Genomic DNA, 21,348 nt, shown 5'->3' with positions numbered 1-21,348 from the left:
CGTATTTTTTTTATATCTGCCTGGGCCCGTTTGTTCCCCCGGGTTACCACCGGGGGGCCCTCGTGCCGTCGCACCCGGGGGGGGGCGGGGCCCGGTAACCCCCCGCCCCCCGCCGCGGTGTCGTCCCGCATCGACCGCACGTTGTAGCTCAGCACCCGCACCACGGCGGAACCGTCGGGTTCCGCAACCGAGTTGAAGTCCATTCCCCCAACGTACGCGGACCCCCGGGGCCCGTTCGACGCGACACGGGGACCCGCGCGGGCCCGGAGCGGTCAGCCCTGTCGGGCGAGGTCGGCCGCACCCACCAGGCCGGCCCGGTTGCCCAACTGGGCGGCCAGCACCTGGGCGTGGGGCCGCCAGTGGGAGCCCACGAGCCAGCGCCGGAAGGACTTCCTGATGGGGTCGAGCACCAGGTCGCCCTCGTCGGACACGCCGCCGCCCACGATGAAGGCGGAGGGGTCGAACAGCGAGGCGAGGTCGGCGAGTCCGGCGCCGGCCCAGCGGGCCAGTTCCCGGAACGAGTCGACGGCCACCGGGTCGCCGGCCCGCGCGGCGTCGCTCACGTGCTTGCCCTGGATGCCGTCGGGGGTGCCGTCGCCGAGTCCCAGCAGCACCGCGGCGTTCTCGGGGGTGGCCCGGGCGCGCTGCCGGGCGTAGCGCACGAGCGCCCGGCCGCTGGCGTACTGCTCCCAGCAGCCCTGGCTGCCGCAGCCGCAGAGCAGTCCGTCGGGGACGACCCGGACGTGGCCGAACTCCGCGGCGACGCCGAAGCGTCCGCGCCGCAGCTTGTTGCCCATGATGATGCCGCCGCCGATGCCGGTGCCGAGGGTGACGCAGATGACGTCCTCGTGTCCGCGGCCCGCGCCGAACCGGTACTCGCCCCAGGCGGCGGCGTTCGCGTCGTTCTCCACGACGGCGGGCAGCCCGACCCGCTGCTCGACCTTGTCCTTCAGCGCCTCGTGCCGCCAGTCGATGTTGGGGGCGAACAGCACGGTGGCCCGCTTGTCGTCCACGTAGCCGGCGGCGCCGATGCCGACGGCCTCGATGTCGTGGCCCTTGCCCGCGCCGCCGACCGCGTCGCAGATCGCCTCGACGATGCCGTCGGGGGTGGACGGGGTCGGCACGGTGTGCGTCTCCAGGATCGCGCCCTCTTCGTCGACCACTCCGGCCGCGATCTTCGTGCCGCCGATGTCGACCCCGATGGTCAGTCCCATGTGTCCCTCAGTTCGGTCGTGCCCCGCACGGCACACCGTACCCGAGGGGGAGTTCAGTCGAGATCGATCCGGCCGCCACCGCCGGTGCCCTCGTCGCGCGGCTGCTCACCGGGGTCGGCGGGGTCGGCAGGGGCGGGGGACGCGGCCCCGTCGGTGCTCTTGCGGGAGTCCTCGGCAGGGCCCCGGGTCCAGCGGGTCTCCTGGTTCTGGACGGCGGAGCGGTACGCGGCGAGCAGTTCGCCGCCCGCGGCGGTGAGGTGGTCGAAGACCGCCGGGTTGCGCTCGATGACCGGTTCGACGGCCTCCCGGGCCTGGCGCACCACCTGCTGGACGACGCCCGAGGTGGCGGGGCCGAGCAGCGGGCCGGACAGCCCGGAGAGCTTGTCGGCGACCGCGTCCATCAGCTTGCGCAGTTCCTCGGTGGCGGAGCCGGGCGGCGGGCCGTACTGGGCCCGGCGGCGGGCCTGCTCCTCGGCGAGGTCCTCGGCGCAGGCCGTGGACCAGGCGTCGGTGTCGAAGCCGGGGTCGGACGGGGCGGCGCCCTGCTGGTCCTTGCCGGGGGCGGGGCGCTCGGCATCGCTCATGACGGGCTGACTCCTGAGGAAGACGACGGTTCGCCCCTTCGACGGTACCCGAACGGCGGTGTCCCCTTCACTTCGCCGGCCACAGTCCGGGGTCGGGCGCGCAGCGGATCTGGAGCTGCCCGTCGCGCAGGCCGGCCCCGACGACCGTGCAGCGGCGCAGCGCGGAGGGGAGCGGAACGATCCTGCGGAACCGTCCCGCCGTGATGACGAGTTCGTCGCCGCGGCGGACCAGGTCGAGCTCTTCGCGGACGGCCCCGGGCAGCGGGATCGCCCACACCAGTACCCCGTCGGCGGCGATCCGGTCGGTGAGCGACCAGGTGACGGGTGTCGGGGGCGCCGGGTCGAAGGGGACGGCGAGTGCGGCGAGGTCGTCACCGCCGCGCGGCTCGCGGCCCAGGTGCGGCACCTCGTGCACGGGGTAGGGGGCCCAGTCGGCGAGGGCCTTGCGCTGCTGGGCGACCGCGCCGGCCAGCCAGTGGCTGCCGGTGTCCTCGGGGAGCACCCGGTTGGCGAGGAGGGTGTCCACCCGCAGTCCGTGCAGGGCGAGGCCGGTGGCGGCGGTGTGCAGGGCGTCGGTGGCGGCGGGGCCGGGTTCGGCGACCAGTCGCACGGTGGTGGCCGGGTCGGCGACGACGGCTTCGACGGCGGCGAGTTCCCCGTCCCAGCGTTCCACGGTCTCGTACAGGGCGGCGGTGGGCAGCGGGACGCCGGCGAGCCGGCCGAGGACGGGGCGCAGGGCGCGGGCCGCCCGGCGCTCGGGGGGCAGCAGTCGGCGCAGGTAGCGGCGGAGCTGCTGGGGCAGGGCGAGCAGGGCGAGGGCCCGGTCGAGGGGCGGCAGATCGACGACGACCACGTCGTGCGGGGCCCGGACGGCTGCCCGCAGGGCGCGGAAGACGGCGGCTTCCTCCGCTCCGGGCAGCGGGGTGAGTTCCTCTCCGTCCAGCCGGGCGGCTCCCGCGAGGTCCAGCGCGGGGGCGGCCCAGTCCTGGAGTCGCAGCAGTTCCTCGCCGAAGGAGGGCGCCGCCGAGGGGCGCCAGGCGGTGAGACCGGGCGCGAGTTCGGCGGGGTCCTGCCGGGTGGGGGTGCCGAGGGCCGCGCCGAGGCCGTCGGCGGGGTCGGTGGACAGGACCAGGGTCCGTTGTCCCGCGCGGGCGGCGGTCAGTGCGGTGGCGGCCGCAGCGGTGCTGCGGCCCGCTCCGCCGGGGCCCGTGACGAGGATCGTTCGCATGCCCGAACGCTAGTGCCTGCCGCGGTGCCCGACGACGGCGCGGCCGTGCGGGGGTCGTGGCCGTACGGGAGGGGCCGCGGCCGTACGGGCGGTCGGGGAACCCGTACGGACCGGTCGGTCCCCGGAAGCCGGTCGGCCCTCGGAAGCCGGTCGGTCCCGGGCGGACCCGACCCGTCAGGCGGACTCGACGCGCTTCTTGAGTCCGGCGAGCGCGCGGTCGATGATGACCTTCTCGGCCTTGCGCTTGATCATCCCCAGCATGGGGATCTTGACGTCCACGGTGAGCTGGTAGGTGACCTCCGTCACCGACTCCCCCGCTTCCTTGAGCAGGTACGAGCCGTCCAGCGAGCGCAGCATCTGCGACTTCACCAGCGTCCAGCTCACCTCGTGCGGACCGCCCCAGGTGTAGGCGAGGGTCTGGTCGTCCTTGATCGCGCCGGCGTCCATGACGAGCCGCACCTCCTCGGCGCGGCCGTCGGCGTCGGTGGCCAGCACCTGGGCCTCCTTCACCTCGCCGGTCCAGTCGGGGTAGCGGGCGAAGTCGGCGATCACGGCCATGACCTCGGCCGGGTCGGCCTCGATCCTGATGCTCGAACTGGTGTACTCCGCCATCGCCGTGGCTCCTCCAGATGCGGTCCGGTGGGTGCGGGGTGCGCGTGTGCCGCGCGGGATAGGGATGAAGGCTACCGCGCAGCGCTGACCGGCCGTTCCCGGCCCCGGGACGCCGGGCCGCGGGCGGCTGCCCGCGACGGGGTGCGGGGGTGGTTCACCACTCCAGGACCCAGGGCCGCCCGGTACGGGCGAAGTGCCCGACGTTCACGCACTCGGTGGCGCCGATCCGCATCCGCCGGGCGAGCGGCTGGTGGACGTGTCCGAAGAGGGCGTACCGGGGACGGGTGCGACGGATGGCGTCGAGCAGGGCGCGGCTGCCCCGTTCGAAGCGGCGCGGCACGGTGTCGTAGAGCAGCTCGGGCACGTCCGGCGGGATGTGGCTGCACAGCACGTCGACCTCGCCCAGCGCCTCGACCTTGGCGGCGTACTCCTCGTCGCCGATCTCGTAGGGCGTGCGCATGGGGCTGCGCAGTCCCCCGCCGACGAACCCGAAGGTCCGGCCGCCGATCTCGACGCGCTGTCCGTCCAGGACCGTGGTGCCGGGGCGGGCGTACTCGGACCATAGGCCCGGTATGTCGACGTTGCCGTAGGTGGCGTACGTCGGAGTGGGGAGGGCCGCGAACAACTCGGCGTACTGCTCACGCACGGCCTGCTCGACGGCCGCGTTCCGGTCGACGCCCGCCCACAGCTCCGCCGCGAAGGCCCGTGCCTCGTCGAAGCGGCGGGCGGTGCGCAGCGCGATGAGCCGCGTGGCGTTCTCCGCGCCGAACAGCTGGGGGAAGATACCGCGCGCGTGGTCGGCGTAGTCGAGGAAGAGCACCAGGTCACCGAGGCAGAGGAGGGCGTCGGCGCCGTCCCCGGCGCGGGCGAGGTCCCGGGCGTTGCCGTGGACGTCGCTCACCACGTGAATGCGGGTGCGGGTGCGGGGGTGGCGTGTTCGGGACGCGGTGACTGCCATGGCCCGACCCTAGAACGGGCCCGGTGGGCCCCGCGTGCTCCGACAGGGCCGTAGGGGCCCACCGGAGGGCACCGGACCTGCGGTTACTTCCCAGTCGGGAAGGGGGTGGACTACTGTGCGCGCAGGAACACCATGACATGTGACGCAGCGAACATCTGGCCGGAACCCTCTATCGAAGAATCGTACCGGTCGGTAACGTCCGGGCCGTCCCGTCGTGCCCGTCGAGCTCCGAGCCCGGCGCCGTGTACCGCGCCCCGGTCGCGGGGCCCGGTAGCGGAGTCCGGCACTGCCGAGCCGTGACCGGACCGCCGCAGCGACACAGTGTCGTGGCGCCGGCGCCCTATGAGGAGCAGCAGCCTTGCGCGAGTTCAGCCTTCCGGCCCTGTACGAGGTCCCGACGGACGGCAACCTGACCGACATCGTCCGCAGAAACGCGGCGCGCCACCCCGAGGTCGCCGTGATCGCCCGCAAGGCGGGCGCCGCCTGGCAGGACGTGTCCGCACGCGCGTTCCTCGCCGAGGTCGAGAAGGCGGCCAAGGGCCTGATCGCCGCCGGGGTGGGCCCCGGCGACCGGGTCGGCCTGATGTCCCGCACCCGCTACGAGTGGACCCTGCTGGACTTCGCGATCTGGAGCGCGGGCGGGGTCACCGTCCCGGTGTACGAGACCAGCTCGTCCGAGCAGCTGGAGTGGATCCTGTCCGACGCGGGCGCGGTGGCCTGCGTGGTCGAGCTGGACTCCCACGCGGCCGAACTGGCGGCGGTGCGCGACCGGCTCCCGGAGCTGCAGCACGTCTGGCAGATCGACGCGGGCGGGGTGGAGGAGCTGGGACGGCTGGGCGCGGAGCTGGCGGACGGTGACGCGGTGGTCGCCGAACGGGGCTCGCTCGCCAAGGCCGACGATCCGGCGACCATCATCTACACGTCCGGCACCACGGGCCGGCCGAAGGGCTGCGTGCTGACCCACCGCAGCTTCCTCGCGGAGTGCGGCAACGTGGTGGAGCGGCTGCGGCCCCTGTTCCGCACCGGTGAGTGTTCGATCCTGTTGTTCCTGCCGCTCGCGCACGTCTTCGGCCGCATGGTGCAGATCGCGCCGATGGTGGCGCCGATCCGGCTCGGCTGCGTACCGGACATCCGCCAGCTCACGGACGAACTGGCCTCGTTCCAGCCGACGTTGGTGCTCGGTGTGCCCCGGGTCTTCGAGAAGGTCTACAACGGCGCCCGGGCCAAGGCGCAGGCCGACGGCAAGGGCAAGATCTTCGACCGGGCCGCCGACACGGCCATCGCGTACAGCCGGGCCCGGGACACCGCCCGGGGCCCGTCGCTGGGGCTGCGGATCAAGCACAAGATCTTCGACAAGCTGGTCTACCGCAAGATCCGCGCGGTGCTGGGCGGACGCGGCGAGTACGCGATCTCGGGCGGCGCGCCGCTCGGGGAGCGGCTGGGCCACTTCTTCCGGGGCATCGGCTTCACCGTCCTGGAGGGGTACGGCCTCACCGAGAGCTGCGCGGCGACCACGTTCAACCCGTGGGACCGGCAGAAGATCGGCACGGTCGGGCAGCCGCTCCCCGGTTCGGTGGTCCGGATCGCCGACGACGGCGAGGTGCTGCTGCACGGCGAGCACCTGTTCACCGGCTACTGGAACAACGAGGCCGCGACCGCCGAGGCGCTGCGCGACGGCTGGTTCCACACCGGGGACATCGGCACCCTGGACGAGGACGGCTATCTGCGGATCACCGGCCGGAAGAAGGAGATCATCGTCACCGCGGGCGGCAAGAACGTGGCGCCCGCGGTGATCGAGGACCGCATCCGCGCGCACGCCCTGATCGCCGAGTGCATGGTGGTCGGCGACGGGCGTCCGTTCGTCGGCGCGCTGATCACCCTGGACGAGGACTTCCTCGGCCGCTGGGCCCGGGAGAACGGCAAGCCCGCCGACGCCACGGCGGCCTCCCTGCGGTCGGACCCGGATCTGTTGGCCACCCTCCAGCGTGCCGTCGACGACGGCAACGCGGCGGTGTCCAAGGCGGAGTCGGTGCGCAAGTTCCGCGTCCTGGAGTCGCAGTTCACCGAGGACTCGGGGCATCTGACCCCGTCCCTGAAGCTGAAGCGGAACGTCGTCGCGAAGGACTTCGCGGACGAGATCGAGGCGCTCTACCGCCCGTAGGGCCCGTCCGGTCAGCCACGGCCGATGACGTCCGGGAGGGCCTTGCGGACCGCGGTGATCAGGGCGTGGCTGGCCTCGTGGGCGGCGGCCCCGCCGGCGACCGGGTTGCTGCCGGCGCGCTGCCCGAGGACCACCCCGAGGACCAGCCGCGAACTGCCCGCGACCTGCTGCCGGACGGCCCACACGAGGTTGCCGCCGGCCGGGGTGGAGGAGCCGGTCTTGAGACCGACGACCCCGTCCCGGCCGAGGAGCTTGTTGGTGTTCACCACCCGCGCCCCGCTGCCGCCCTCGACCTCCTCGGTGGCGACGACCTCGCGGAAGACCGGGTCCTTCATGACGGCGCGGGCCAGCCGGAGTTGATCGGTGGCGGTGCTCTTGGTGCTGGCCTCCATGCCGCTGACCCCGGTGTACGTGGTGCGGCCCATGCCGAGGTCGTCGGCGGCCCGGTTCATCTTCGCGACGAACGCCTGCTCGTCGCCCGCGTCCCAACGGGCCAGCAACCGGGCCACGTTGTTGGCGGAGCCCACCATCATGTACTCCAGCAGCCGCCGCTGGGAGTACGTGCGCCCCTCGTCCACCGGGACGGTCGACTCGACGGACGAGTAGGACTCGTCGGCGGCCCGTTGGTCGGCCAGGACGTCGGCGCCCCCGGAGCCGGCTCGCACGGGGTGTTCCTTCAGGATCACGTAGGCGGTCATGACCTTGGTGAGGCTGGCGATCGGCACCGGGTCCTGGACGCCCCGGGTACCGAGGCTGCCGACCCCGTCGACCGTCACGCTCGCCTGGCCCTCGACGGGCCACGGCAGGTCCAGCGACCGGGCCGCGGAGAGCGTCGGCGAGGCCTCGGTGACGGCGGGGGCGAGGCGCCGCTCGTCGCCGCCGAGGAAGAGCCAGGCTCCGGTGCCGGTCGCCAGCACGGCCGCCGCGACGAGCGGGGCGAGCACGGTGCGTCGGCCCGCCGGACGGAGGGTCGGGCGGGGCATCGGACGGGTACGGGGACCGAGTGACGGGTGGTCGACTGACCGGTGATCGACTGACACGGGGAACCTCCGGAAGACGTGTGCGTCGGGTACGCACCCCACCTTCGGGGAGTCGTTCTTCCGGGCCGGTGCGACGCCGTTTCGGCCGCCGCGTGGTCCCGTTTCGGTTCCGTTTCAGAGGGTGCCGGAGGTCAGGTGGAGGGTGGCGACCGCCCCGCCGTCCGGGGCGTTCTCGAAGGTCAGTCGGGCGCCGAGCACCCGCGCCTGGCCCTCGGCGACGGTCAGTCCCAGGCCGTGGCCGCGGCCTCGCTCGCTGGCCCCGGTGAGGAACCGGCGCGGCCCGTGCTCCAGCAGTGCCGCGGGGAATCCCGGCCCGTGGTCGCGCACGGCGATCCGGGTGCCGGTGACGGTGACCTCCACGGGCGTCGCCCCGTGCCGGTGGGCGTTGGCGACCAGGTTGACCACGATCCGCTCCACCCGGCGCGGATCGGTCTCCACCACGGCCGCGTCCCGGACGGTGATCCGGGTGTCCGCCGGGGAGCCGGCACCCGAGCGCCGCACCACGTCCTCGACGAACTCCGCGAGCGGCACCCGGTCCAGCCGGGCCCGTTCGACCCCCGCGTCGAGTCGGGAGATCTCCAACAGGTCCTCGACCAACGCGGTCAGCGCCCGTACCCGGTCCCGTACCAGGGCGGTCGCCTCGTCGTCCTCGCCGAGCAGCCCGGCGGCGGTCGCCAGGCCCATCAGCGGGGTGCGCAGCTCATGGGCGACGTCCGCGGTGAACCGGCGCTCGTCCTCCAGTTTGCGTTGCAGGGCGGCGGCCATCTCGTCGACGGCCGCCGACATCTCGGTGATCTCGTCGCGGGCCCGTCCGGGTCGTCCGATGCGGGCGTCGAGGTCGCCGTCGGCGATCACCCGGGCGGTGCGGGCGCCGTAGCGCAGTCGCCGGTGCACGGGCTCGGTGGCCAGGGCGGCGAGCGGGACGACGACGGCGAGGGAGGTGAACAGGGAGATGAGGATGCGGCGGTCCAGGAGCTGACGGTTGCGTTCCTCCCGGCTCATGTCCACCCGGACGACCAGCACCCGGTCCCCGACCGCGGCGGCGCCCCACATCCAGTACCAGTTGGGCGGGTCGACGTCGTACCACAGGGCCTTGTTCCAGCCCTGCGACTGCTCGGCGGCCAGCGAGCGGGCCAGGGGTGCGGGCAGTTCCTCGGGGGCGCGGGCGTCGACGGGGAGCTCCACCCGGCCGGTGCGGGCGTACTCCTTCTCCGCCGCGAGCAGCCGGTCATCCACCTGCTCGCGCATCGCGTTCATGCCACGGTCGTGGACGGCGTCGCGCACCAGGACGCCGATCACGCCCGCGACCGCGCAGCAGGCGACGGCGGTCAGCGCGGCGATCTTCCAGCGCAGGGTGCGGAAGGCGGACAGGCTCACCGCGGTCAGCCGCGGACGAGCTTGTAGCCGAAGCCGCGGACCGTCTCGATCCGGCCGCCGCCGATCTTCTTGCGCAGCCGCAGCACGCACAGGTCCACCACCCGGGTGTCGCCCTCCCACCCGTAGTCCCAGACGTCGCGCAGCAGCCGCCGGCGGTCGAGGACCGCGCCGGGCGCGGCGGCGAACTCCAGCAGCAGCCGCAGCTCGGTCGGGGTCAGCGGGACGAGGCGTCCGTCCCGGCGCACCTCCATGCCCCGGGGGTCCACGCTCAGGTCGCCGAAGACCAGCGGTCGTACGGGGTCCCGGTCGGCGGTGGACTCCGCGGGCGGCCGGTAGGTGGCGCGGCGCAGCAGGGTCCGGATGCGGGCCACCAGGACGTTGGTCTCGACGGGTTTGACGACGTAGTCGTCGGCGCCCGCCTCCAGCCCGGCGATCACGTCGAGGGAGTCGCCGCGGGCGGACATCATCAGGACCGGCACCAGGCTCTCCTCGCGGATGCGGTGGCACAGCCCGATCCCGTCGAGCTCGGGCAGCATCACGTCGAGCAGCAGCAGGTCGTGGCCGCCCGCGCGGAAGCCCTCCAGCCCGCTGAGCCCGTCGGCGGCGACCGTGACCCGGTAGCCGTACCGCTCCAGGGAGAGTTGGACACCGCGACGGATCGTGGCGTCGTCCTCGACGAGCAGGACGTGTACGGGGGCGGGTACGGGGTCGTTGGCCCGGGCTTGCGGCACGGTGCCTTCCTGGTCGTGGGGGGTGTCGGTCGTTCGCATCGTAGCCCCGGCTCCGGGCGCCCGGCGGTGGGCGGGGACGCATCTCACAGCGTGAGGGAGGCGGCGACGGGGAGGTGGTCGCTGCCGGTGGCGGGCAGCGTCCAGGAGGAGCGCGGGGTCATGCCGCGGACCAGGACGTCGTCGATGCGGACCACCGGGAACGCGGCGGGCCAGGTGAACCCGAAGCCGTCGCCCGCTTCCCGCTGGGCGGAACGCAGCCCGGAGGTGAGGGGGGCCAGGGCACGGTCCCGGTCCGTGCCGTTGAGGTCGCCCAGCACCACGACCCGGGGCAACGGCTCCGCGTGGACCGCGTCGGCGAGCAGGCGGGCCGCGTCGTTGCGGCGCTCGGTGGTGAAGCCGTGGAAGGGGTGGACGCGGACCGAGGCGAGGTGGGCGGCGTAGACGGCGACGGGTCCTTCGGGGGTGCGGACGGTGGCCCGCACCGCACGGGTCCACGGCATGATCGGCACCACCTCGACGTCCTCCAGCCGGTGTCGGCTCCACAGTCCGACCCCGCCGTGCACCGTCCGGTGCGGGTAGGCGCCGGCCAGTTCGCGGGCGTAGACGGGGGTGGCGTCCCGGGCCAGTTCCTCCAGGGCCAGGACGTCCGCCCCGGTCGCGGCGAGGGCGCGGGCGGTGTGCTCCGGGTCCCGGTTGTCCTCGTCCACGTTGTGGCTGACCACCACCAGTCGGCCGGCGCCGCCGTCGTGCGCGCCCGACTTGTCGGTGAGCACCCCGCCGAAGAGCGAGGCCCACACCACGGCGGGAACCAGCGCGGCGACGGCGGCGAGCCGGGAGCGGCGCAGCGCCGCCAGCGCGAGCAGGACGGGCACGCTCAGACCCAGCCAGGGCAGCAGCGTCTGGACCAGGCTGCCGAGGTTGCCGACGGTGTTGGGCAGCGAGGCGTGCAGTGCCATGAGGGCCCCGCTGAACAGGGCGGCGACCACCAGTCGGCGGCCACGGAGGCGGGGCGCGCGCCGGGGCGCGGGGGCGGCGTCCGCCGCGGGGCGCGGGGGCGGGTCGATGGGCGCGGGTTCGGGCGCGGTGGGCGCGGTGGCGGGCGCGGAGGCCCTCGGAAGGCTGGGCACGGCAGGTGTCTCCCCACTGTCACGGACACCCGGGGCCCGGGTACTCCGACACCTTCCGGGAGGTGCGCTTCCGGCTGTTCAGGGGAGCGCTTCAGGTGGCGCGCGGCTGTGTATCGACTCTGTATCGACGCTCGCCGGCCGCCCCTACGGGTGGCACCGGGCGCCCGGGACCCGTCAGCCCGGGGCGCCCGGGTGGGCGTCCCGGCAGAGCAGGGCGGCTTGGACCCGGTTGGCGCAGTCGAGCTTGGCCAGCACCCGGCTCACGTACGTCTTGATGGTCATCTCCGTCATGTGGAGGCGGCGGGCGATCTGGGCGTTGGACAGTCCCTCGGCGACCAGCGCCAGCACCTGGGACTCACGGGTGGTCAGCCGGGTCAGCCGCTGCACCGCCTCCTGGCGTCGGGCCACCCGTTCGGCGCCGACGGTGTCCAGCAGCAGCCGGGTCACCTGGGGCGAGAGGAAGGCGTCCCCGGCGTGTGCCGCGCGGACCGCGCGGATCAGCTCCCCCGGTTCGCAGTTCTTCAGCACGAAGCCCGCCGCGCCGTGTTGCAGGGCCGCCATGACGTGGGGCTCCGCGCCGAAGGCGGTCAGGACCACGCACCGGGTCGACGGCGCCTTGCCGCGCAGTTCCGCCACGGCGCCCAGCCCGTCCAGCACCGGCATGACCACGTCGAGCAGGGCCACGTCCGGCCGGTGGCGCACCGCCTGTTCCACCGCGTCGCGCCCGTCGCCCGCCTCCGCGACGACCTCGATGTCCGCGGCGGAGGTGAGGACGGTGCGGATGCCCGCCGTGATGAGCGGCTCGTCGTCCGCGATCAGGACCCTGATCATTCAGCGCACCCCCAGCATCAGGGAGCCGGGCACCACCACGAACACCAGCACGGCGACGGCGATCCCCTGGACCACGGACCGGACGGTGCCGACGGGCACCGCGGACAACGGCGGCATTGGGCCGTCGAGCGCGAAGTCCCCCGCCGCGACGGACCGCGCGCCGGGGCCGTCCGCCGCCTCGGGGCGCCGCGCGGGCAGCATCGCCAGCAGCCGGAAGCCGTCCCCGGTGGGCCCGTGGTCCAGCAGGCCACCGGCGTCCCGCACCCGTTCCCCGAGCCCCGCCAGACCGTGTCCGGCACCCGGCGCGGTGCCCCGGTCGGGCCCGGTCGGGCCCCGGCTGACGACGGTGAGCAGGGCCGCGTCGCCCTCCCAGTCGAGCGCCACCGTGACGGGCTGACCTGCCGCGTGCTTGACCGCGTTCGTCAGCCCCTCCTGCACCACCCGGTAGGCGGCGCGCCAGCCGGCGTCGGTGAGCTCCAGCGGTTCCCCGCCGCCGGACAGCACCACGGGCACCCCGGCCTCCCGGAACTCCGCGACGACCCGTTCGACGGCGGCCGGCCCCGGTTCGGGCGACGCCTCCTCCGCCCCGCGCAGCGCCCCGACCAGTTCGTGCAGGTCGTCCACGGCGCCCCGGGCGGACCCGGCCAGCCGCCGCACCCCGTCCCGTTGGGCGGGCGGCAGGTCCGCCACCTCCAGCGCGGCGGCCTGCACCGACACCAGGCTGAGCCGACCGCCCAAGGAGTCGTGCATGTCCCGGGCGATCCGCAGCCGCTCCGCCAACCGCTCCCGTTCGGCGAGCAGTTCCTGCCGGCGGACGAGTTGCCGGTTGCGCTGGGACAGGGCGGCCACCAGTTGGTCGTGCTGCGCCTGGTGACGTCCCACCAGCAGCGGCATCGCGACGAACACCAGATAGCCGGTGACGACGGCGAGGAGCCCCACCCCGGCGGGTCGCAACGTCAACTGGGCCGCGAGACCTCCGCAGGCGGCGCCCACGGTGACCGCCGTACCGGCGCGGGTGGCGGGTGCGTGTCCGGCCCGGTACCCGCTCCACAGCAGCAGGGCGTACGCACCGGGCAGCGCCGAGACCACCACGGCAGCCGCGAAGGCCCCGGCCGGGGTGCGCCGCCCCCACCAGATGAGGGCGACGGCGAGCGCCGCGTACCCCGGGACCGTGACCCACCGCGGCGGGCCACCGGAGTGGACCGCGGCCAGCAGGGCGGTGTCCGTCGCGACCACGACGGGCGCGGCGACCGCGGCGAGGCTCGGGCGGATCATGGCGAGCAGCGTAGGACGCGCCGCGCGGACGGCGCCACACCACGAAGGCGGATCGCCTCCGCCCACTTTCGGGGGCGGTGCCGCAGCGGTTCGCGCCCCTAGCGTCGCAGCATGATCAACGTACGGAACCTCGCCAAGAGGTACGGTCCCCGGGTCGCGGTGGACGACCTGACCTTCACGGTCCGCCCCGGGCAGGTGACCGGGTTCGTGGGCCCCAACGGCGCGGGCAAGTCCACCACGCTGCGCATGGTCCTGGGGCTGGACCGCCCGACGTCCGGCACGGCACTGATCGGTGACCGGCCCTACCGGGAGCTGGCCCGTCCGCTGTGCCACGTGGGGGCGCTGCTCGACGCCGGCGCCCTGCACGGGGGCCGGCGGGCCCGGCACCACCTGCTGTGGCAGGCGCACAGCAACCGGATACCGGCCCGCCGGGTGCGCGAGGTGCTGGACCTGGTCGGGCTGGGCGACGCCGGGGCGCGGCGCGCCAAGGGGTTCTCACTGGGGATGACGCAGCGGCTCGGGATCGCCGGTGCGCTGCTGGGTGATCCTCCGGTGCTGATCCTGGACGAGCCCGTCAACGGACTCGACCCGGAGGGCGTCCGCTGGATCAGGAAACTGCTGCGGGGGCTCGCCGCGGAGGGTCGCACGGTGCTGGTGTCCAGCCATCTGATGGCCGAGATGGAGCTCACCGCCGATCATCTGTTGGTGATCGGGCGGGGCAGGTTGCTGGCGGACGCGCCGCTCGCCGAGGTGGTGGCCGCGGGGGGCGGGGGCACGCTGGAGGAGTCGGTGCTGCGGCTCACCGACGCCGCCGTGGAGTACCGGGGGGCGGGACGATGAGCGTGTTCCGCGCCGAGCTGACCAAGATCCTCACCGTGCGGTCGATGCCGTGGTCCCTGGCGGCGGTGGTGGCCGTCGGCGGGGGCGGGGCGACGCTGATCGGGCGGGCGTTGCGGGCGGGCTGGGAGGACCCGTCGGCGGACGGTCCGGGGATGGTCGACCCGGTCTTCGCGAGCACCTACGGTCTGACGCTGGCCCAGTTGGCCGTGGTGGTGTTCGCGGTCCTGGCGGTCGGCGGCGAGTACGCGACGGGCACCGTGCGCATCTCGCTGGTCACGATCCCGAGCCGGGGCCGCTACTACGCGGGCAAACTGGGCGCGGTGTCGGCCCTGTTGTCCGTCGTCTGCCTGGTGACGGTGGCGACGGCGTTCGCGGCTGCGCAGGCGGCCCTCGGCCCGTGGGGGGTCGAGTGGGGGGAACGGGACACGTACCGGACGGCGGTCGGCTCCTGGCTGTACCTGATGCTGATCGGGTGGTTCGCGTTCGGCGTGGCCACCGTGGTGCGCAGGCCGGCGCTGGCGCTGGGGGTGTTGTTGCCGCTGCTCTTCCTCGGTTCGCAGGGGCTCGGCAACCTGCCGCAGCTCCAGGAGGTGACGCAGTTCCTGCCGGACTCCGCGGGCTCGTTCATCATGCACCTGTCCGGGCCGCCGGAGGATCCGGCCTTCCCCCGCGCGTACGGGCCCTGGACGGGGACCGCGATCCTCGCGGGATGGGCCGCCCTCGCCCTCGCCGCGGGGTACGCGGCGCTGCGGCGGCGGGACGCGGGGTGAGGCGGGCTGCCGCCGGGCGTGCCGCGGTCGGCGCGGTCGGGTTCGAGGGCTTCGGCCCGGAACGGGTCTGGCGGAGTGCGGGCGGGCGCCCTACTGTCCGGAGTGCCGCCGCAGGGGCGGTGTCCGCAGCCGCTGTCGGCCACCCGGGCGACGGCGGCCCGTGTCCCAGGGGGCTCCCATGACCGTCCGACGTCTCGCGCTCGCCTTCGCCGCCCTCGTGGTCTCCGGCTTCCTCATCGGGGCCGCCGGACAGCTCGCGAAGATCGTCATTCCCGAGGACCGCGGGTCCTCCTCGGTGAGCGCGATGAACAAGGCCGAACTCGTCGGCTGAGAACCGGCGCCCGGTTCGTGGAGCCGTGCCCCGGCCGCCGGGTCCGGGCCGGGGCGCTGCGCAGTTCCGCGCGCCCCTTCGGGTGCGTTCCGCTGCATGTGCGCTGCTCCGTGCGGGTGCGTCGCGGTTGCCCGCGCCGTTCCCCGCGCCCCTCTGGGTACGTTCACCTGGCGGTGCGCTGCCCTGCACGGGTGCGCCGGTGTCGTGCGCAGTACCCCGCGCCCCCACCGGGGCGGCTTCCGACCCGTGCGCCACAGGAGTGCCCCGTCAGGGGCGGGGGGAACTGCGCGAACGGCCCCGTCCGAGGCCGGCGCCCGGGCCGATCGGTGGGCCCGGGCGGACGGTCACAGCAGTTCCCGCAGCCGCTCCGCCAGCAGGTCCCAGCGCCAGCGCTCCTCGACCCAGGCCCGGCCGCGCTCCCCCATCCGCCGCCGCAGCTCCGCGTCGCCGAGCAGGGTCACGATCCGGTCGGCCGCCTCCTCGGGGCGTCCACCGCGCACCACCCAGCCGGTCTCGCCCTCCAGGACGGCATCCGGAGCGCCGCCGGAGTCCCCGGCGACCACCGGCAGCCCGGTGGCGGACGCCTCCAGGTACACGATCCCCAGACCCTCGACGTCGAGTCCGCCCCGACGGGTGCGGCACGGCATCGCGAAGACGTCCCCCGCGCCGTAGTGGGCGGGCAGCTCCGACCACGGCACCGCCCCGGTGAACCGCACCGAGTCGGCGACCCCCGTCGTCCCGGCGAGCGCGCGCAGGTCCTTCTCGTACGGGCCGCCGCCCACCACCAGCAGCACCGCGTCCGGCACGGCGGCCAGGATGCGGGGCATCGCCTCGATCAGGGTGTCCTGCCCCTTGCGCGGCACCAGCCGGGAGACGCACACGACGACGGGCCGGTCCGCGAGGCCGAGGCGTCGGCGCACCAGGTCGCCGCCCGAGCCGGGGTGGAAGGTCTTCTCGTCGACGCCGGGCGGCAGCTGCACCATGCGGGCCGCGGCGGCCGGCGTCAGCGCACCGGCGATCCGGGAGCGGGTGTACTCACCGAGGTGGGTGAGGGTGTCCGTCGACTCGCCGATCCGGCGGAGCAGTTGTCGGGCGGCGGGCAGTTGCGCCCAGCCCGCTTCGTGGCCGTGGGTGGTCGCGACCAGCCGCTGCGCCCCCGCCGCGCGCAGTGCGGGCGCCATCAGACCGAGCGGGGCGGCGGCCCCGAACCACACCGACTCGCAGCCGTGCTCGCGCAGCAGCGCGGTGGCCCGACGGGTGACGCGGGGGGTCGGCAGCAGCATGGTGGTGCGGTCGCGGACGACGGTGAAGGGCTGTTCCGCGTCGAAGGCCGCGGTGGCCTCGACGCCCTCGCGGCTCCGCTTCCAGGTGGAGGCGTAGACGACGATCCGCTCGGGGTCCAACCGTAGGGCCATGTTGTGCAGGAACGCCTGGATACCACCGGGCCGGGGCGGGAAGTCGTTCGTGACGATCAGGGTCTTTCGCATCGGCCTCGACAGTACCGAACCCGGGGCGCCACCGGGTCGCCGGCCACGGCGGTCGACGCGGCGCGCGGTCGGGCACGCCGCCCGACCGCCGTGGCCGGGAGGGCCTCAGCCCGCGAGGGCCCGACGCAGGACGGTGCCGAGTTCGGTGAGTTGCCGCTGGGAGACCTCGGCGGACTGGAGCGCCTGCGACCCGTGGAAGGTGCCGGGCCACTGGTGCAGTTCGACCGAGACCCCCGCCTGGAGCAGGCGCTGCGCGTAGGTGATGGCCTCGTCGCGGTTCGGGTCGAACTCCGCGGTGGCGATGTAGGCCGGCGGGAGGCCGGACAGGTCCTCGGCGCGGGCCGGTGCGGCGTACGGCGTGGCGGGCTGGGAGCCCAGGTAGTGCCCCCAGGCCGCGCCGCGGACGGCCCGCGTGTTCCAGGGGGTGTCGGTGAAGTTCTGCGCCGACCAGGTCTGTTGCCGGTCGTCGAGGATGGCCTCGTTGAGCAGTTGGAAGCGGATGGGCGGGCCGTTCTCGTCCCGGGCGCGCAGGGCCACCGCGGCGGCGAGGTTGGCGCCGGCGCTGTGGCCGCCGACCGCGATCCGCTCCGGGTCGATGCCCAGCTCGGCCGCGTTCTCGAACGTCCAGGCCAGCGCGGCGTAGGTGTCGTCCAGGGCGGCCGGGAACCGGTTCTCGGGGGAGAGGCGGTAGTCGACGGAGATCACCGTCGCACCGGAACGCTCCGCGAGCAGGACGCCCCAGTGCTGTCCGACGTCCAGGTCACCGACGACCCAGGCCCCGCCGTGTAACCACACGACCGCGCCCTGCGCCTGGTCCGGACGGTGGATGCGCACCGCCACGTCGGGGTCGGCGTGCACCGTGCGGTCCTCGATCTCCAGCCCGACGGCCTCCGGCACCGACTTCTCGGTGGCCAGTGCGGCATAGACCTCGCGGAAGGCGACCGGGTCGGTAAGGTCGGCAGGGGGGAGCAGATGGACGAATGCTTCGAGTTCGGGATCCATGGCGTCATCCTCACCACCGGCTGCCCGGTGCACACCCGCCAACTGTCGGGCATTCCACCCGGATCGTGCGCCGGTCGGCGCTTCACCTTCCCCGTTCCGGGGCCTACTCTCCTGCCATGGAGGCACTGGCCGTACGGCTGTCCGGACTGAATCCGTACGTCGACGGCGCGCTGCGCATCGTCGCGTTCTACGACACGCTGATCCATCGGCGGGTGAACGTGTCAGCGCTCGCCCGGGCCTCGGCCGGCCTGGCGGAGTGCGTGGCCGGGATACGTCTGCACGGCACCGGACGGGCGATCCGGGTCGCCCCGGACGGCGAGCCGGCGCCCGCCGCGTCGTCACCCGCGTCCACGACGACGCCGATCACCCTCGACGAGGAGGAGATCGGCACGGCGTGGCTGGAACGCCCCGGCGCGCCGAACGCGCTCGACGGCATCCTCCTGGACCGGCTCGCCATCGCCGCCGCGACGGCCGTCGAACGGTACGGTCCGGCGCGCACCACCATGGCCGACCCCGCCCTCGTCGAACTGGCGATCAGCTCCGACAGCGACGAGGCGGCCCGGGCCCGGGCGTTACGCCTGCTCGGTTTCACCGCCCACTCCCCCGTCCACGTCGTCGCCGTGCACGCGCGGCTCCCGCTCGACCGGATCGCCGCGCTGATCTGCCCGGCCCGCCCGGTCAAGTCGGCGCCGCTCGCCGACGTGGGCGCCGTCCTGGCCGCCGCCGTGGACCGGACCGGGTTCCCGGACGGGGTACGCGCGGGCATCGGTTCCGGCGGGAGCCCCGACCGGTCCTGGCAGCGGGCCCGCACCGCCCTGCGCTTCACCACCGCGCGCCGGCCGGTCGTCCACCACGACGACCTGGGGGCGTTGGCGCTGCTCGCCCAGGTGTCCCGGGACTCCACGCACGACAACGCCGACGTGGCCGCCGTCGCCCGCATCGCGGGCAACTCCGAGGACCTGGAGACCCTGGACGCCTACTGCGCCACCGGTTCCCTGCGCCGGGCCGCCGACCTCCTCCATCTGCACCACAGCAGCGTCGCCCGGCGGCTGAAGCAGATCGCCAAGGTCCTGGACATCGAACTCACCGAACCCCGCGGTCTGATGCGGGCCGCCCTCGCCCTGACCGCCTGGCGGCTGCACGACGGCTGAGTGCGGGCCCCCGGGTCAGGGTCAGCCCAGTGTCCGGGTCAGATGCTCCCGCCACCGTGCCGTGAACTGAGCCTCCGACACCCCGAGCACCTCCCGGAGCGCGTCCTCGACCGCGCCCGCACGGTCCGTACCGGCGCCGACGGCCCGGTAGAAGGCGTTCAGTTCGGCCGCGCCCCACTGCTCCTCGATCAGCCGGCAGGCCAGCCAGCCGCCCTCGTAGGCCCGCGCCAACCGGGCCGGGTCGCGGGCGAACCCGAAGTCGGCGTCCCGGGGCAACCGCTCCGGAACCCGGCCGTCCCGCACCGCCCGCTCCAGTTCGGGGGCGCGCTGGCGGTCGGTGCGGGTCCCGGAGCCGGGCGCGGCGCGGTACCCCACCCAGTCCGCGTACCCCTCGGAGAGCCACAGCGGGGTGGCCGCGGAGGTGTGGGCCCGGGTCGCCACGTGGACCGTCTCATGGGTGAGGACGACCCGCTGGCCGAAGGCGCCGAGCGCCCCGTACGCCCGTGGGTTGACGACGATCCGGTCGGCGGGTCCGCGCCCGCCGACCTCACCGGTGGTGACCGCGGCGATCCCCCGGTACCCGGCGGCCGGCTGCCCGAGCAGCGCGCCCATCCCGTCCAGCGACCCCGGTACGAGGACCAGCACCCGCCCGGCCCAGTCCTCCCCCCACTCGGCGCTCACCCCCGGTACCGCCCGGTCGGCGAGCGCCGCGAACTCCTGGAGCCGCGCCCGGTCCTGACCCGTGCCGAGGACCAGTGACCGCTTCCCGCGCACCGCCTCCACCGGCCCCTGCTCCCACAGGTGACGGGGCGCCCCCGCGGCGGGCCGGTCACCGGCCACGTACCAGCGGTCCCCGCGCAGCCGCAGGTCGAGCAGGCGGGCGGTGACCACCGGCGCCCGGTCGTAGCCCTCGATCCGGTGGGCGAGGTCGGCGCGGACGGCGGCCCGGTCGCCGGACCGGTCGACGCCGGTCACGCGGTAGCTCCAGGAGTCGAGCGGCACCCGGGCGAGCCGGTCGAACACCGGATCGTCCGGGGGTGCCGCACCGCCGGGGCCGGGGTCGCCGGTGGCCCGGTAGCCGGCGGCGTCCCGGGCGAGCACGGCCCGCGCCCGCTGGTCGAGGACCCGCTGCGCCTCGTCGACGCGGAGCGGGGCCGGCGCCGCGGGGGCACCGCAGCCGATCGGGCCGGCGAGCAGCGTCGCGCCCGTCATCAGCGCGAGCAGGGCGGACGTCCGCCACCGTCGCGCGCTCCGCCCGCCGGGCCCGTGCGCCGCCATGCTCCGAGCGTACGGGCCCTCACGGGCGAGCCCCGTCCCCGACCCCGGCCCGGGGCGCCCGGAGCGGACTCAGACCCGGGTCACCGACGAGACCGGCATCATCCCGACCGGGTCGTAGCGCACCGGGGCACCCGGGTAGGGGGCGTGCACGACCTGACCGTTGCCGACGTACATCCCGATGTGGCTGGCGTCGCTGCGGTAGGCGACCAGGTCACCGGGCCGGGCCTGGGACAGCGGCACCTGGCGGCCGGCGTACCGCTGCGCCTGGGAGGTGCGCGGCAGACCGACCCCGGCCTGTGCGTACGACCACTGCATGAGGCCCGAACAGTCGAACCCGGTGGGCCCGTTGGCGCCCCACACGTAGGGGCGGCCGACGGCGGAACGCACGGCGGCGACGGCGGACGCGGCGCGCCGGGAGGGGGCCGCCGGGCCGGCGTCGGGCGGGGCGAGCGTGTCGCGTCCGGAGCGCGAGGCCCGGTCGTAGGCGTTGCGCTGCGCCCGGGTGAGGGAGTTGAGGAGTTGGCGGGCCGCGCCGAGCTTCCGCTCCACGACCTGCTTGCGGCGGGCCACGTCCGCCCGGCTGCGCTCCAGTTCGGCGAGGGCGCGGGTGGCCTCGGCGCGCTCCTGGGCGAGGGTGCGCTGCGCCTGCTGGAGCTGCTGGAGTTCGCCGACCTGCCGGGTGCCGATGCGGTCGAGGGCGGCGACCCGTTCGAGGTAGGAGTCGGGGTCGGAGGAGAGCATCAGCTCCAGCGAGGGGGCGACGGCCCCGGAGCGGTACTGCGCCCCGGCGAGCGAGCCGAGCGCCCCGCGCATGGTGTTGATGCGTTCCTGGCCGCGGGCCACCCGGTCCCGTGCCCCGGCCACGGTGGTGCGCAGCCGATCGGTGCGTTCGTCGGCCTCGTTGAAGGCTTCGGTGGCCTGCTCGGCCTGCGCGAACAGCCGATCGACCTCGGCCCGGGTCTCGGCGGGGGTGTCACGGGGTGCGGCGTGGGCGGAGCCCGCGACGAGCGCCGCCGCCGCGGTGGCCGCGGCGGCGGACAGGACGGTGACGCGGGCGCTCCGGTCGAAACCGGGTTGCGCCGGGCGGCGATGGGACCCCACGGCTGGCCGCACTCCTTCCGCTGACGTCCCCCGAGGCGGGGGAATGCGCGCCGACAGTAGCCGGGCGACCCCGTCACGACCAACGACCGGCTCGCGCACGCACGGTGACGAGGTGCCGCAGACGCAGGTCATCCGGGGGGTGCGGGTCAGCGGACGATTCGGGATTTCGCCCGTTCGGAGGGTGCGGCGAACGTCAGCACGCCGTGGGGCGCCCCGCCGCTCGACGCGCCGCCGCCCGCGGGCCTGGACC

At 74.9% G+C, this 21,348-nt stretch carries 20 protein-coding genes and 1 pseudogene; 5 read left to right on the top strand and 16 right to left on the bottom strand.

Features of this window, described 5'->3' with window-relative positions; translation table 11 throughout:
* From ACFWIA_RS20785 to ACFWIA_RS20760, 6 genes and pseudogenes are all read right to left on the bottom strand, one after another.
* A pseudogene (locus ACFWIA_RS20785) lies at positions 1–203 on the bottom strand (hypothetical protein); the annotation flags it as partial.
* A gap of 69 nt (positions 204–272) precedes the next feature.
* Positions 273–1,214, bottom strand: a complete 942-nt coding sequence (locus ACFWIA_RS20780) for an ROK family glucokinase (RefSeq protein ID WP_387007230.1) — start codon at positions 1,212–1,214, stop codon at positions 273–275.
* 53 nt (positions 1,215–1,267) lie between these two features.
* Positions 1,268–1,798 (bottom strand): DUF5304 domain-containing protein, encoded by a 531-nt coding sequence (locus ACFWIA_RS20775; protein ID WP_387007229.1) that lies wholly within the window; start codon positions 1,796–1,798, stop codon positions 1,268–1,270.
* Positions 1,799–1,865: 67 nt separating this feature from the next.
* Positions 1,866–3,026, bottom strand: coding sequence for an ArsA family ATPase (locus ACFWIA_RS20770; RefSeq protein ID WP_387007227.1), 1,161 nt, complete (start codon positions 3,024–3,026; stop codon positions 1,866–1,868).
* Between the two features lie 174 nt (positions 3,027–3,200).
* Positions 3,201–3,638 (bottom strand): SRPBCC family protein, encoded by a 438-nt coding sequence (locus ACFWIA_RS20765; protein ID WP_387007225.1) that lies wholly within the window; start codon positions 3,636–3,638, stop codon positions 3,201–3,203.
* Between the two features lie 154 nt (positions 3,639–3,792).
* The gene (locus tag ACFWIA_RS20760) at positions 3,793–4,596 is read right to left on the bottom strand and encodes a metallophosphoesterase (protein WP_387007223.1); all 804 of its coding nucleotides are present in this window, start codon (positions 4,594–4,596) and stop codon (positions 3,793–3,795) included.
* A 358-nt stretch (positions 4,597–4,954) separates the two neighbouring features.
* Here ACFWIA_RS20760 and ACFWIA_RS20755 point away from each other — a divergent pair, with 358 nt between their 5' ends.
* A complete protein-coding gene (locus ACFWIA_RS20755; protein WP_387007222.1) occupies positions 4,955–6,757 on the top strand; it encodes an AMP-dependent synthetase/ligase in 1,803 nt (600 codons plus the stop codon).
* Positions 6,758–6,768: 11 nt separating this feature from the next.
* Here ACFWIA_RS20755 and ACFWIA_RS20750 read toward each other — a convergent pair whose 3' ends face one another.
* From ACFWIA_RS20750 to ACFWIA_RS20725, 6 genes are all read right to left on the bottom strand, one after another.
* The gene (locus tag ACFWIA_RS20750) at positions 6,769–7,740 is read right to left on the bottom strand and encodes a D-alanyl-D-alanine carboxypeptidase family protein (protein WP_387007220.1); all 972 of its coding nucleotides are present in this window, start codon (positions 7,738–7,740) and stop codon (positions 6,769–6,771) included.
* A gap of 171 nt (positions 7,741–7,911) precedes the next feature.
* A complete protein-coding gene (locus ACFWIA_RS20745) occupies positions 7,912–9,174 on the bottom strand; it encodes a sensor histidine kinase (RefSeq protein ID WP_387007218.1) in 1,263 nt (420 codons plus the stop codon).
* A 5-nt stretch (positions 9,175–9,179) separates the two neighbouring features.
* Positions 9,180–9,944 carry a two-component system response regulator CseB gene (cseB, locus tag ACFWIA_RS20740; protein ID WP_387007216.1) on the bottom strand — a complete coding sequence of 255 codons (765 nt, stop codon included), beginning with the start codon at positions 9,942–9,944 and terminating at the stop codon, positions 9,180–9,182.
* A gap of 44 nt (positions 9,945–9,988) precedes the next feature.
* Positions 9,989–10,894, bottom strand: coding sequence for an endonuclease/exonuclease/phosphatase family protein (locus tag ACFWIA_RS20735; RefSeq protein WP_387007323.1), 906 nt, complete (start codon positions 10,892–10,894; stop codon positions 9,989–9,991).
* 312 nt (positions 10,895–11,206) lie between these two features.
* Complete coding sequence (locus ACFWIA_RS20730) at positions 11,207–11,863, bottom strand: response regulator (protein WP_387007215.1); 657 nt, start codon at positions 11,861–11,863, stop codon at positions 11,207–11,209.
* The gene (locus tag ACFWIA_RS20725) at positions 11,864–13,138 is read right to left on the bottom strand and encodes a sensor histidine kinase (RefSeq protein WP_387007213.1); all 1,275 of its coding nucleotides are present in this window, start codon (positions 13,136–13,138) and stop codon (positions 11,864–11,866) included.
* Between the two features lie 111 nt (positions 13,139–13,249).
* Here ACFWIA_RS20725 and ACFWIA_RS20720 point away from each other — a divergent pair, with 111 nt between their 5' ends.
* From ACFWIA_RS20720 to ACFWIA_RS20710, 3 genes are all read left to right on the top strand, one after another.
* Entirely contained in the window at positions 13,250–13,978 is a 729-nt protein-coding gene (locus ACFWIA_RS20720) for an ABC transporter ATP-binding protein (RefSeq protein WP_387007211.1), read from the top strand.
* On the top strand, positions 13,975–14,748 hold the full coding sequence (locus ACFWIA_RS20715; RefSeq protein ID WP_387007209.1) for an ABC transporter permease subunit: 774 nt from the start codon (positions 13,975–13,977) through the stop codon (positions 14,746–14,748). Before ACFWIA_RS20720 ends, ACFWIA_RS20715 begins: the two co-directional genes overlap by 4 nt.
* 178 nt (positions 14,749–14,926) lie before the next feature.
* Entirely contained in the window at positions 14,927–15,079 is a 153-nt protein-coding gene (locus tag ACFWIA_RS20710) for a hypothetical protein (protein WP_387007207.1), read from the top strand.
* A gap of 344 nt (positions 15,080–15,423) precedes the next feature.
* Here ACFWIA_RS20710 and ACFWIA_RS20705 read toward each other — a convergent pair whose 3' ends face one another.
* Positions 15,424–16,566: a glycosyltransferase family 4 protein gene (locus ACFWIA_RS20705; RefSeq protein WP_387007205.1), complete on the bottom strand. Its 1,143-nt coding sequence runs from the start codon at positions 16,564–16,566 to the stop codon at positions 15,424–15,426.
* Positions 16,567–16,671: 105 nt separating this feature from the next.
* Entirely contained in the window at positions 16,672–17,568 is an 897-nt protein-coding gene (locus ACFWIA_RS20700) for an alpha/beta hydrolase (protein WP_387007203.1), read from the bottom strand.
* Positions 17,569–17,684: 116 nt separating this feature from the next.
* On the opposite strand from ACFWIA_RS20700, the gene ACFWIA_RS20695 reads away from it, so the two are divergent.
* The gene (locus ACFWIA_RS20695; RefSeq protein ID WP_387007201.1) at positions 17,685–18,719 is read left to right on the top strand and encodes a PucR family transcriptional regulator; all 1,035 of its coding nucleotides are present in this window, start codon (positions 17,685–17,687) and stop codon (positions 18,717–18,719) included.
* 21 nt (positions 18,720–18,740) lie between these two features.
* On the opposite strand, the gene ACFWIA_RS20690 is transcribed toward ACFWIA_RS20695, so the two are convergent.
* Positions 18,741–19,997 (bottom strand): hypothetical protein, encoded by a 1,257-nt coding sequence (locus tag ACFWIA_RS20690; RefSeq protein ID WP_387007199.1) that lies wholly within the window; start codon positions 19,995–19,997, stop codon positions 18,741–18,743.
* A 69-nt stretch (positions 19,998–20,066) separates the two neighbouring features.
* Positions 20,067–21,098, bottom strand: a complete 1,032-nt coding sequence (locus ACFWIA_RS20685; protein ID WP_387007197.1) for an NlpC/P60 family protein — start codon at positions 21,096–21,098, stop codon at positions 20,067–20,069.
* Between the last annotated feature and the right edge of the window lie 250 nt (positions 21,099–21,348).

This window comes from Streptomyces sp. NPDC127068, from assembly GCF_042724695.1.
In the GTDB taxonomy this organism is placed as follows: domain Bacteria; phylum Actinomycetota; class Actinomycetes; order Streptomycetales; family Streptomycetaceae; genus Streptomyces.
Note: the sequence above shows the minus strand (reverse complement) of the source record. Positions and strands in the feature narration are given on the sequence as shown.